The organism is Streptococcus sp. oral taxon 058 str. F0407, from assembly GCF_000235485.1.
Taxonomy (GTDB): domain Bacteria; phylum Bacillota; class Bacilli; order Lactobacillales; family Streptococcaceae; genus Streptococcus.
The window spans coordinates 148,562-160,670 of record NZ_JH378887.1 but is presented as its reverse complement, the minus strand read 5'-3'; the positions used below and the strand labels follow the sequence as shown (position 1 = coordinate 160,670).

15 protein-coding genes are annotated in these 12,109 nt (G+C 43.6%); 6 read left to right on the top strand and 9 right to left on the bottom strand.

Annotated elements, in window-relative coordinates; translation table 11 throughout:
• Positions 1-43: 43 nt before the first annotated feature.
• Both HMPREF9184_RS02365 and HMPREF9184_RS02360 read right to left on the bottom strand, forming a co-directional pair.
• On the bottom strand, positions 44-1,588 hold the full coding sequence (locus tag HMPREF9184_RS02365; RefSeq protein WP_000155102.1) for a peptide chain release factor 3: 1,545 nt from the start codon (positions 1,586-1,588) through the stop codon (positions 44-46).
• A 140-nt stretch (positions 1,589-1,728) separates the two neighbouring features.
• Positions 1,729-2,421, bottom strand: a complete 693-nt coding sequence (locus HMPREF9184_RS02360; protein WP_000468947.1) for a YwaF family protein — start codon at positions 2,419-2,421, stop codon at positions 1,729-1,731.
• Positions 2,422-2,586: 165 nt separating this feature from the next.
• Between HMPREF9184_RS02360 and gatC the strand changes: the two genes are divergently transcribed.
• From gatC to nusB, 6 genes are all read left to right on the top strand, one after another.
• Positions 2,587-2,889, top strand: coding sequence for an Asp-tRNA(Asn)/Glu-tRNA(Gln) amidotransferase subunit GatC (gene gatC, locus HMPREF9184_RS02355; RefSeq protein ID WP_000705415.1), 303 nt, complete (start codon positions 2,587-2,589; stop codon positions 2,887-2,889).
• On the top strand, positions 2,889-4,355 hold the full coding sequence (gene gatA / locus HMPREF9184_RS02350) for an Asp-tRNA(Asn)/Glu-tRNA(Gln) amidotransferase subunit GatA (RefSeq protein ID WP_000143707.1): 1,467 nt from the start codon (positions 2,889-2,891) through the stop codon (positions 4,353-4,355). Before gatC ends, gatA begins: the two co-directional genes overlap by 1 nt.
• Positions 4,355-5,797, top strand: coding sequence for an Asp-tRNA(Asn)/Glu-tRNA(Gln) amidotransferase subunit GatB (gene gatB / locus HMPREF9184_RS02345; protein WP_001008640.1), 1,443 nt, complete (start codon positions 4,355-4,357; stop codon positions 5,795-5,797). Before gatA ends, gatB begins: the two co-directional genes overlap by 1 nt.
• Before the next feature lie 128 nt (positions 5,798-5,925).
• The gene (efp, locus tag HMPREF9184_RS02340; protein WP_000568642.1) at positions 5,926-6,486 is read left to right on the top strand and encodes an elongation factor P; all 561 of its coding nucleotides are present in this window, start codon (positions 5,926-5,928) and stop codon (positions 6,484-6,486) included.
• Positions 6,487-6,507: 21 nt separating this feature from the next.
• Positions 6,508-6,897 (top strand): Asp23/Gls24 family envelope stress response protein, encoded by a 390-nt coding sequence (locus tag HMPREF9184_RS02335; protein ID WP_000510584.1) that lies wholly within the window; start codon positions 6,508-6,510, stop codon positions 6,895-6,897.
• Positions 6,890-7,312, top strand: a complete 423-nt coding sequence (gene nusB, locus HMPREF9184_RS02330; RefSeq protein WP_000203631.1) for a transcription antitermination factor NusB — start codon at positions 6,890-6,892, stop codon at positions 7,310-7,312. Before HMPREF9184_RS02335 ends, nusB begins: the two co-directional genes overlap by 8 nt.
• 50 nt (positions 7,313-7,362) lie before the next feature.
• Here the strand turns inward: nusB and HMPREF9184_RS02325 are convergent, their stop codons facing one another.
• The 7 genes from HMPREF9184_RS02325 to HMPREF9184_RS02290 form a co-directional block, all read right to left on the bottom strand.
• Positions 7,363-8,085 carry a CPBP family intramembrane glutamic endopeptidase gene (locus HMPREF9184_RS02325; RefSeq protein ID WP_009444183.1) on the bottom strand — a complete coding sequence of 241 codons (723 nt, stop codon included), beginning with the start codon at positions 8,083-8,085 and terminating at the stop codon, positions 7,363-7,365.
• Positions 8,086-8,103: 18 nt separating this feature from the next.
• Positions 8,104-8,289 (bottom strand): biofilm-regulating peptide BriC, encoded by a 186-nt coding sequence (briC, locus tag HMPREF9184_RS02320; protein ID WP_033585933.1) that lies wholly within the window; start codon positions 8,287-8,289, stop codon positions 8,104-8,106.
• 161 nt (positions 8,290-8,450) lie between these two features.
• Entirely contained in the window at positions 8,451-9,218 is a 768-nt protein-coding gene (locus HMPREF9184_RS02310; protein ID WP_001017378.1) for an acetyl-CoA carboxylase carboxyl transferase subunit alpha, read from the bottom strand.
• Positions 9,215-10,081, bottom strand: a complete 867-nt coding sequence (gene accD, locus HMPREF9184_RS02305; RefSeq protein WP_001173368.1) for an acetyl-CoA carboxylase, carboxyltransferase subunit beta — start codon at positions 10,079-10,081, stop codon at positions 9,215-9,217. The genes HMPREF9184_RS02310 and accD overlap by 4 nt, the downstream gene beginning before the upstream one ends.
• 35 nt (positions 10,082-10,116) lie before the next feature.
• Positions 10,117-11,484, bottom strand: a complete 1,368-nt coding sequence (gene accC / locus HMPREF9184_RS02300) for an acetyl-CoA carboxylase biotin carboxylase subunit (protein WP_000488668.1) — start codon at positions 11,482-11,484, stop codon at positions 10,117-10,119.
• An 11-nt stretch (positions 11,485-11,495) separates the two neighbouring features.
• A complete protein-coding gene (gene fabZ, locus HMPREF9184_RS02295) occupies positions 11,496-11,918 on the bottom strand; it encodes a 3-hydroxyacyl-ACP dehydratase FabZ (protein WP_000565515.1) in 423 nt (140 codons plus the stop codon).
• Positions 11,915-12,109: acetyl-CoA carboxylase biotin carboxyl carrier protein (locus tag HMPREF9184_RS02290; RefSeq protein ID WP_033585908.1), on the bottom strand; the 195-nt coding region annotated here is incomplete at its 5' end. The genes fabZ and HMPREF9184_RS02290, both read right to left, overlap by 4 nt.

The window sequence follows — 12,109 nt, the reverse complement described above, 5'->3', positions numbered from 1 at the left end:
GTAGTCTACTTAGATTGCTATGCAATCAAGTAGACTTACTGAATCACATCTTCTCTTCCAACTCTACATCTGGATACTTATCCGCAAACCAGCGGAGGGCAAAGTCATTTTCGAAGAGGAAGACAGGTTGGTCGAAGCGGTCCTTGGCCAAGATATTGCGGCTAGATGACATGCGTTCGTCTAGGTCCTCTGGCTTAATCCAGCGAACCGTCTTTTTACCCATTGGAGTCATGACAACTTCAGCGTTGTACTCACCTTCCATGCGGTGCTTAAAAACTTCAAACTGGAGTTGTCCGACAGCGCCCAGCATATACTCACCTGTTTGGTAATTCTTATAAAGCTGGATGGCTCCTTCTTGCACCAACTGCTCCATTCCCTTGTGGAAGGATTTTTGTTTCATGACATTCTTAGGCGAAACCTTCATGAAAATCTCTGGTGTAAAGGTTGGCAGTGGTTCAAATTCAAACTTGTTTTTTCCAACTGTCAAGGTATCACCAACTTGATAAGTACCTGTATCGTAAACTCCGATAATATCACCTGCCACAGCATTGGTCACATTCTCACGGCTTTCAGCCATAAACTGGGTGACATTAGAAAGCTTGGCACCCTTACCAGTACGAGGCAGATTGACACTCATGCCACGCTCAAATTCACCCGAAACGATACGTACAAAGGCGATACGATCACGGTGTCGAGGGTCCATGTTGGCTTGGATTTTAAAGACAAATCCTGAGAAGTCCTTGTCATAAGGAACCACAATTTCGCCGTCTGTTTTCTTGTGTCCATGTGGTTCTGGAGCAAACTTGAGGAAGGTCTCAAGGAAGGTCTGCACACCAAAGTTAGTAAGAGCTGATCCAAAAAAGACAGGTGTCAATTCTCCAGCCAGAATAGCTTCCTCTGAAAACTCATTTCCAGCTTCATTTAAAAGCTCAATGTCATCTTTGACTTGCTCGTAGAAAGGATTGTTACCAAAAAGCTTGTCCCCTTCTTCTAGACTGGCAAAACGTTCATCCCCTTTATAAAGTTCTAGACGTTGGTTATAGAGGTCATAGAGCCCTTCAAAGGCTTTCCCCATCCCGATCGGCCAATTCATAGGGTAACTAGCAATGCCCAAGACTTCTTCTAGTTCTTGCAAGAGGTCCAGTGGCTCACGACCGTCACGGTCCAGCTTGTTCATAAAGGTAAAGACTGGAATGCCACGGTGTTTAACAACTTCAAACAATTTCTTGGTTTGGGCCTCAATACCCTTGGCAGAGTCCACGACCATAACCGCAGCATCCACCGCCATCAAGGTCCGATAGGTATCTTCTGAGAAGTCCTCGTGCCCTGGTGTGTCTAGGATGTTCACGCGTTTGCCATCGTAGTCAAATTGCATCACAGATGAAGTGACCGAAATCCCACGTTGCTTCTCGATATCCATCCAGTCAGACTTGGCAAAAGTCCCTGTTTTCTTCCCTTTTACGGTACCAGCCTCACGAATCTCGCCCCCAAAGTAGAGCAACTGCTCAGTGATGGTTGTTTTCCCCGCGTCCGGGTGGGAAATGATGGCAAAGGTACGGCGTTTCTTAATTTCTTCTTGAATAGTCATATCTTCTCTTTCTTTTCTTTTAGGATAATAGTGATTGCTATATTTTATATTTTTACATCGGAATATTCCAATCCTTTCAACCTACCTATTATAGCGAATTTTGGGGAGTTTTTCAATTGCTCATCTGACGAAAAGGTAAGCTAGAACATAGATTTTACCTGATTTCTCTTTTTCCACCGTTTTTTGAACAAGATATCAAAGAGAACCAATGCCAGCGAGAGAATAACCGACACAAGGAGGTACTTTATCCATAGAGGAGCATTCGAGATAAATGGTGTATCTCTTAAGAGGCCATAATTTCCACCAGTCACCTGATTAACCCCAACTAGAAAGAGATTGAGGATAAAGGTATAGGCTACAATCATATATTTCTTGAGCAGGCTCTTGTCATAGTGATTCATCAAGTAAACCAAGGAATTCACCAAAAGGGCATAGTGCCCAATCAAAAACGAAAAGCTAGTGATATGGGGAAAATCATAGGGGTCAAAAACGGGGTAAACCAGTGCAAAAACCGCTCCACTTGCTCCTAAGAGGGCAAAGTACTGCTTGCTCCGCCATTTATCTGGCAAGAAAACCATCGCAAACATGGCCAAACGGCAATGATAAAAAGGGAGACTATTAGAAAAGGGAATGCCAAAACCAACATACCAACTATAAAGAGCTAGCAACTGGAGGACCTGAAGCCCCTTAAACAAGTAGACAAAGCGTGGATTCTTGTGATAAGCAAGCGCCCCATAAATACAAAGCACTAAGACAAGCATCATAATCCCATACCAAAAAAGCGGAATGGGAGGAGGGATCGTCTGAGATCTGGTGATAAATTGATGGAACATATTTCTATCCTAACTCTTATTTTCTCTATTCTCTAGTTCAACCATTATAGCGAATTACAAGCGATTTTTCAATTTCTATTTCTTTTCAGTTCGGTTCCCTTATTTATAGGAAAATATGGTAAAATAGAACAGACTAAAAATCATCATTTCACGAAAGGATGCAAGATGAAAATTACGCAAGAAGAGGTAACACACGTTGCCAATCTTTCAAAATTAAGATTCTCTGAAGAAGAAACTGCCGCCTTTGCGAACACCTTGTCTAAAATTGTTGACATGGTTGAGTTGTTGGGCGAAGTCGACACAACTGGTGTCGCACCTACTACGACCATGGCTGACCGCAAGACTGTACTCCGCCCTGATGTGGCCGAAGAAGGAACAGACCGTGACCGCTTGTTTAAAAACGTACCTGAAAAAGAAAACTACTATATCAAGGTGCCAGCTATCCTAGACGATGGAGGAGATGCCTAATGACTTTTAATAACAAAACTATTGAAGACTTGCACAACCTCCTTGTCTCTAAGGAAATTTCTGCAACTGAATTGACCCAAGCAACGCTTGAAGATATCAAGTCTCGCGAGACAGCTATCAACGCTTTTGTAACCATCGCTGAAGAACAAGCTCTTGCCCAAGCTAAGGCTATTGATGAAGCTGGAATTGACGCTGATAATGTCCTTTCCGGAATTCCACTGGCTGTTAAGGATAACATCTCTACAGATGGTATCCTCACAACTGCTGCCTCAAAAATGCTCTACAACTACGAGCCAATCTTTGATGCGACAGCCGTTGCCAATGCCAAAACTAAGGGTATGATTGTTGTCGGAAAAACCAACATGGATGAGTTTGCCATGGGTGGTTCAGGTGAGACTTCTCACTACGGCGCAACTAAAAATGCTTGGGACCACAGCAAGGTTCCTGGTGGTTCATCAAGTGGTTCTGCGGCAGCTGTAGCCTCAGGGCAAGTCCGCTTGTCACTTGGTTCTGATACTGGTGGTTCTATCCGCCAACCTGCTGCCTTCAACGGGATCGTTGGTCTCAAACCAACCTACGGAACAGTTTCACGTTTCGGTCTCATTGCCTTTGGTAGTTCCCTAGACCAAATCGGCCCTTTCGCACCAACTGTTAAGGAAAATGCCCTCTTGCTCAACGCTATTGCTAGTGAAGATGCCAAAGACTCTACTTCTGCTCCTGTCCGCATTGCCGACTTTACTTCAAAAATCGGTCAAGACATCCAGGGCATGAAAATTGCTTTGCCTAAGGAATACCTTGGTGAAGGGATTGACCCAGAAGTTAAAGAAACCATCATCAACGCAGCCAAACACTTTGAAAAACTCGGTGCTATCGTTGAAGAAGTCAGCCTTCCTCACTCTAAATACGGGGTTGCCGTTTACTACATTATCGCTTCATCAGAAGCATCCTCAAACTTGCAACGTTTTGACGGTATCCGTTACGGCTACCGCGCAGAAGATGCAAGCAACCTTGATGAAATCTATGTAAACAGCCGTAGCCAAGGTTTCGGTGAAGAAGTGAAACGCCGTATCATGCTAGGTACTTTCAGTCTTTCATCAGGTTACTACGATGCCTACTACAAAAAGGCTGGACAAGTTCGTACCCTCATCATCCAAGATTTTGAAAAAGTCTTTGCGGATTACGACTTGATTTTGGGACCAACTGCTCCAAGCGTTGCCTATGACTTGGATTCACTAAACCACGATCCAGTTGCCATGTACTTGGCTGACCTTTTGACAATCCCAGTCAACTTGGCAGGTCTCCCAGGAATTTCGATTCCTGCTGGATTCTCTCAAGGTCTACCAGTCGGTCTCCAATTGATCGGTCCTAAGTACTCTGAGGAAACCATTTACCAAGCTGCTGCTGCCTTTGAAGCAACAACAGACTACCACAAACAACAACCCGTGATTTTTGGAGGTGACAACTAATGAACTTTGAAACCGTCATTGGACTTGAAGTCCACGTAGAGCTCAACACCAATTCAAAAATCTTCTCACCTACTTCTGCCCACTTTGGAAATGACCAAAATGCCAACACCAACGTGATTGACTGGTCCTTCCCAGGAGTTCTGCCAGTTCTCAATAAAGGGGTTGTCGATGCCGGTATCAAGGCAGCTCTTGCCCTCAACATGGACATCCACAAAAAGATGCACTTTGACCGCAAGAACTACTTCTATCCCGACAATCCCAAAGCCTACCAAATTTCTCAGTTTGATGAGCCAATCGGCTACAACGGCTGGATTGAAGTAGAGCTAGAAGACGGTACGACCAAGAAAATCGGTATCGAACGTGCTCACCTAGAAGAAGACGCTGGTAAAAACACTCACGGTACAGATGGCTACTCTTATGTCGACCTCAACCGTCAAGGGGTGCCATTGATTGAGATTGTCTCTGAGGCTGACATGCGTTCCCCAGAAGAAGCCTATGCTTATCTGACTGCCCTCAAGGAAGTCATCCAGTACGCTGGTATTTCTGACGTTAAGATGGAAGAAGGCTCTATGCGTGTGGATGCCAACATCTCGCTTCGTCCGTATGGTCAAGAAAAATTCGGTACCAAGACTGAGTTGAAAAACCTCAACTCCTTCTCAAATGTCCGCAAAGGTCTTGAGTACGAAGTCCAACGCCAAGCTGAAATCCTTCGCTCAGGTGGTCAAATTCGTCAAGAAACACGCCGTTACGATGAAGCTAACAAAGCAACCATCCTCATGCGTGTCAAGGAAGGTGCTGCAGACTACCGCTACTTCCCAGAACCAGACCTACCACTCTTTGAAATCTCAGATGAGTGGATTGAGGAAATGCGTACAGAATTGCCAGAGTTTCCAAAAGAACGCCGTGCGCGCTACGTTGCTGACCTTGGCTTGTCAGACTACGATGCTAGCCAGTTGACTGCAAATAAGGTCACTTCTGACTTCTTTGAAAAAGCTGTTGCACTCGGTGGTGATGCCAAACAAGTCTCTAACTGGCTCCAAGGTGAAGTCGCTCAGTTCTTGAATGCTGAAGGCAAGACACTTGAACAAATCGAATTGACACCAGAAAACTTGGTAGAAATGATTGCCATCATCGAAGACGGCACTATCTCTTCTAAGATTGCCAAGAAAGTCTTTGTCCATTTGGCTAAAAATGGTGGTGGAGCACGTGAATACGTGGAAAAAGCAGGTTTAGTCCAAATCTCAGATCCTGCTATCTTGATTCCAATCATCCACCAAGTCTTTGCCGATAACGAAGCTGCTGTTGCCGACTTCAAGTCAGGGAAGCGTAATGCAGACAAGGCCTTTACTGGATTCCTTATGAAAGCAACCAAAGGACAAGCCAACCCACAAGTTGCCCTTAAACTACTCGCCCAGGAATTGGCGAAGTTGAAAGAAAACTAGACAGAAAAAAACCAGCCCTGAGGTTGGTTTTTTCTTCTCTACCAGCTCCCAATAACTATTTTGGCTTTATTTCCAGAATATTTTATGGTAAAATGAAGAGTAATAATATTTATTAAAGAGGTAAAAACATGATTGAAGCAAGTAAATTAAAGGCTGGTATGACCTTTGAAACAGCTGACGGAAAATTGATCCGCGTTTTGGAAGCTAGCCACCACAAACCAGGTAAAGGAAACACCATCATGCGTATGAAATTGCGTGATGTCCGTACTGGTTCTACATTTGACACAAGCTACCGTCCAGAGGAAAAATTTGAACAAGCCATCATCGAGACTGTTCCAGCTCAATACTTGTACAAAATGGATGACACAGCTTACTTCATGAATACAGAAACTTACGACCAATATGAAATCCCTGTAGTCAATGTTGAAAACGAGTTGCTTTACATCCTTGAAAACTCAGAAGTGAAGATCCAATTCTACGGAACTGAAGTGATCGGTGTAACAGTTCCTACTACTGTTGAATTGACAGTTGCAGAAACTCAACCATCTATCAAAGGGGCTACTGTTACAGGTTCTGGCAAACCAGCAACGATGGAAACTGGACTTGTCGTAAACGTTCCAGACTTCATCGAAGCAGGACAAAAACTCGTTATCAACACTGCAGAAGGAACTTACGTTTCTCGTGCCTAATCTCTAGAAAGAGGTCATTCTATGGGAATTGAAGAACAACTTGGTGAAATCGTTATCGCCCCACGTGTACTTGAAAAAATCATTGCTATTGCTACTGCAAAAGTAGAGGGTGTGCACTCTTTTTCAAACAAATCAGTGTCTGATACCCTTTCAAAACTTTCTCTCGGCCGTGGCGTTTATCTTAAAAACGTGGACGAAGAGCTCACAGCAGATATCTATCTCTACCTTGAGTACGGAGTAAAAGTTCCTAAGGTAGCTGTTGCTATCCAGAAAGCCGTCAAAGATGCAGTCCGCAATATGGCTGATGTAGAGCTCGCTGCTATCAATATCCACGTTGCAGGTATCGTTCCAGATAAAACACCAAAACCAGAATTGAAAGATCTGTTTGACGAGGACTTCCTCAATGACTAGTCCACTATTAGAATCTAGACGTGAGCTCCGTAAGTGCGCCTTTCAAGCCCTTATGAGTCTTGAGTTTGATACAGATGTCGAAACTGCTTGTCGTTTCGCCTATACTCATGATCGTGAAGATACGGATGTGCAACTTCCAGCCTTTTTGACAGAGCTAGTTTCTGGTGTTCAAGCTAAAAAGGAAGAACTAGACAAGCAAATCACACAGCATTTAAAAGCAGGTTGGACCATCGAGCGTTTAACACTCGTGGAGAGAAACCTCCTTCGCTTGGGAGTCTTTGAAATCACTTCATTTGACACTCCTCAGCTGGTTGCTGTTAACGAAGCTATCGAGCTTGCAAAGGACTTCTCAGATCAAAAATCGGCCCGTTTTATCAATGGACTGCTCAGCCAGTTTGTAACAGAAGAACAGTAAATAGAAAAAGTGTTTGACAAACATCAAACACTTTTTTTCTTTGCCTTCCACTATCTAAAAAAGTGGTAATAGATATAATTGTAAATAAAAATCCAGATAGGTTTTGCATGATTGAGAAAGTTGAAAAAACTATGACAGAGAATGGTCAATCGTAGATTAGATGTATAACGATAGACAAGAGCGAAAAAGAGACCAATCAGGCTATAATATAATAAACTAATTGGGTCTCGGTGAGATAGTATCAAATGACTGAGTCCAAAGATAAGAGCAGATAGGATAACATCCAGATAGTACTTTGACTTAGGAAAGAAGGTATTCATAAAATACCCTCTATCAAGAGTCTCCTCAAAAACAGGACCGATGATTACAGGCAGGACAAAAGATAAGATAGTCGATAAAAAAGTTGGTTGTCCATTTGAAAGAACCACGGTAAAATACTCATCATGAATATTCCTATGATTAATCAAATGAACATAGCGTGCCCAAAAATTACCGAGAATCTGATAAACCACATAACTTGCAAATAAGTAGAAGACAATGACCCAGTTCCAGCTCTTTTTCTCAAAGATAAAGAGCATCTTTTGCTTTTTTAACCACCAAATTAATAGAAGGCAAATTCCTACTAATCCTATTGTTAAAATAAGGGAATAGACATCAGCGCCTAACCCTAAAATGATTGCCACATACAATCCAATTGTTTGTGGTAAATAGGTAGATAGTAAAATAATAAGCAAAAATATTCCAAATTGTCTTAGTTTCTTTGTGTTTCTCATCGTACTTTTTTTGAAAGATTATCCTGCTCGGAAGCCGTACTTCCAAGCATCTCTATAAGGATTAAGTTCCCCTTGCCCCATATAGGAAGCAAATTCTCTATAATATAACCATCTACCATATCCTTCTTCCCAAATAGCAAGACCGCCTGAGATTTGGTCTAAGTCTTCTGACGAAAGAACTGTAAATGTATCTGTACCTGTCATATTAAGTACCTTCTTAAAATAGATTATTGTAGGCTTGCATTTATAGTATAGTTCTTTTTTGTCTATTTTATAGTCCATCTCCTCAACCGTCAATTTTTCGTCCTGAAATGTATGTTCTCTAGAAAAAATGCTAGAACCTTTACTCAGTTCTAGCTTTCTTTTTAGTATTTTCTAAACCGTTGGTAACGTTCTTCGAGGAGCCGTTCCAAGGCTAAGCCTTGCAAGCGGTCAAGCTCTGCAAGCAATTCGTTTTTAAGGTGAGCTTGCAGTTCCTTACTGGAGTGGCCTGCTTCTGAGATAACCTTGTCCACGATTCCCATTTCTAGGAGTTCGTGTGAAGTGATTTTCATCAACTCTGCTGCTTCCATAGCCCGGCTTCCATCCTTCCAAAGGATAGAGGCAAAGCCTTCTGGGCTGAGTACGGCATAGATCGAATTTTCCAGCATCCAGACACGGTCAGCAACGGCTAGTGCTAATGCACCTCCAGACCCTCCTTCACCGATAATAATCGCGATGATTGGAACCTTGAGGTCGCTCATTTCCATCAGGTTTCGGGCGATTGCTTCCCCTTGTCCACGTTCCTCAGCTCCAACACCTGGGTAAGCTCCAGCAGTGTTGATGAAGGTTACAACTGGACGACCAAATTTTTCTGCCTGTTTCATCAGGCGAAGAGCCTTGCGATAGCCTTCTGGATGAGGTTGCCCGAAATTCCGTTTGAGGTTGTCATGAAGACTTTTTCCCTTTTGGATACCAACGACAGTTACTGCTTGTTCACCTAACCAGCCAATTCCACCGATTACCGCACCATCATCACGAAAAGACCGATCTCCATGCAATTCGATAAACTCGTCAAAGATTCCATTGGCAAAATCAAGTGCAGTCAAGCGACTCTGCTCGCGTGCTTCTCTGACTATTTTTGCAATATTCATCCGCGACTTCCTCCATGCAATCTCACTAATTTAGCAATTGTTTCTGGTAATTCTCTACGTTTGACAATTGCATCAACAAATCCATGTTCAAGCAGGAACTCTGCCTTTTGGAAATCATCCGGCAAGGTCTCACGAACTGTATTTTCGATAACACGACGCCCTGCAAAACCAACCAAACTCTGGGGCTCTGCTAGGATGATGTCACCTTCCATGGCAAAGGAAGCAGTTACTCCTCCTGTTGTCGGATCCGTCAAAATCGTCAGGTAAAAAAGCCCTGCCTTGGAATGACGTTGAACCGCCGCAGAAATCTTAGCCATCTGCATCAAACTCATGATTCCTTCTTGCATACGGGCTCCACCAGAAGCTGTGAAGAGAACGACTGGCAAGTTTTCTACCGTTGCATACTCAAACAAGCGCGTGATTTTTTCACCCACAACGGTTCCCATAGAAGCCATGATAAAGTTTGAATCCATAATCCCAAGGGCAACTTTTTGTCCCTTGATGCTAGCTGTACCAGTCAATACTGCTTCATCCAAACCTGTCTTTTCACGCATGCTAGCCAGTTTTTTCTGGTAGCCAGGAAAGTTTAATGGATCTTGAGTTTCAATACCCGTAAACATCTCCACAAAGCTGTCAGAATCAATCGTCAAATCCAAGCGCTCTTGGGCTGAAATACGGAAAGTATAGCTACAATGGGGACAAATGCGCTCACTCCCAAGGTCCTTTTGATAAATGGTGTGTTTACAACCAGGACACTGGGAGAAGAGTTCATCCGGAACCTCAGGCTTGGCTTGTGGTGCCTGCCTTACGGATCGATTAGGATTGATCCGAATATACTTATCCTTTTTACTAAATAGAGCCATAAATCCCCCTTTTAGTTCTCATACTCTTTGAAAATCTATTCTTTTTCTTGGTAATGTGGCAAGAAAGTTTCCATCAGGAAGGAAGTATCGTAGTCCCCAGCGATAACCCGACGGTCTGAAATTAGATCCAGCTGGAAATCCGCATTGGTTTGTACTCCTTCAATCTCAAGCTCATAAAGTGCCCGTTGCATCTTCATTAAGGCGTCAAAACGATTCTCCCCATGAACAATGATTTTGGCAATCATACTATCATAGTATGGAGGAATGGTATAACCTGGATAGACTGCAGAGTCTACACGCAATCCAACTCCTCCACTTGGAAGGTAGAGGTTGGTGATTTTTCCTGGACTTGGGGCAAAGTTAAATGCTGGATTTTCCGCATTGATCCGGCACTCGATAGCATGACCTCGTAGGACGATATCTTCTTGTTTGAAAGGTAAAGGTTGCCCGGCAGCAATGCGAATCTGTTCCTTCACGATATCAACACCTGAAACAAACTCTGTGACTGGGTGTTCAACTTGCACACGAGTATTCATTTCCATGAAGTAGAAATTGCCACTCGCTTCATCGAGAAGAAATTCAATCGTCCCTGCATTTTCATAGCCTACAGACTCCGCTGCACGAACGGCTGCAGAACCGATTTCATTACGAAGTGTTTTTCCAATCGCGATGGACGGGCTTTCTTCTAAGACCTTTTGGTTATTCCGTTGGAGTGAACAATCCCGTTCACCAAGATGGACAACATGACCCTCTTGATCTGCAAGAATCTGAACTTCGATATGACGAGCAGGATAAATCACACGCTCAAGATACATTGCGCCATTTCCAAAGTTGGCCTTGGCTTCACTGGATGCTGTCTCAAAGGCTGCGACCAAGTCTTCCGCCTTTTCAACCTTACGAATCCCTTTTCCACCACCACCTGCCGATGCCTTAAGCATGACTGGATAGCCAATCTTTTCTGCAACTGCAAGTGCTTCTTCAGCCGTGTGCACTTCTCCATCAGATCCTGGAATAACCGGAACCCCAGCCTTGATCATCTGCTCACGCGCATTGATCTTATCTCCCATGGTATCCATCACCGCCCCAGAAGGACCGATGAACTTGATCCCCACTTCATCACACATAGTGGCAAACTTGGAATTCTCACTAAGAAATCCAAAACCTGGGTGGATGGCTTCTGCCTCTGTCAAGACTGCAGCCGATAAAATAGCATTGATATTGAGATAAGATTCTGTCGCCTTACCAGGTCCGATACAGATAGCTTCATCCGCTAGGAGTGTGTGAAGAGCTTCCTTATCAGCAGTTGAATAAACTGCTACAGTCGCAATGCCCAATTCACGCGCAGCTCGGATAATGCGAACCGCAATCTCACCACGGTTGGCAATCAAAATTTTACGAAACATGGAGAACCTCCTTAGTTTCCAATTGCAAAGGTAAGAGTACCACTCGCTGCAAGCTTGCCATCCACTTCAGCCTTTGCTTCAACCACAGCAATCGTACCACGACGTTTGACAAAAGTAGCCGTCATAACTAATTGATCACCTGGTACAACTTGCTTCTTAAACTTGACCTTGTCCATGCCAGCGTAGAAGACGAGTTTCCCTTTGTTTTCAGGCTTGGACAATTCCAAGACACCCGCAGTCTGTGCCAAAGCTTCCATGATAAGAACACCAGGCATAACTGGGTATTGAGGAAAATGACCATTAAAGAAAGGTTCGTTGATAGTGACATTTTTAATGGCAACAATAGTATCTTCGCTCACTTCCAAGACTCGATCCACTAGGAGCATGGGGTAGCGATGGGGCAGCGCTTCTTTAATTCCTTGAATATCGATCATTTGATACGTACCAATCCTTTACCAAACTCAACCATTTCTTCATTAGAAACAAGAATTTCCGTTACCACACCATCCTTAGGTGCTGGAATTTCATTCATGACTTTCATGGCTTCGATGATCACCAAAGTCTGACCTTTTTTGACACTGTCACCAACCGTCACAAAGGCAGGTTTATCTGGTCCAGCAGCCAA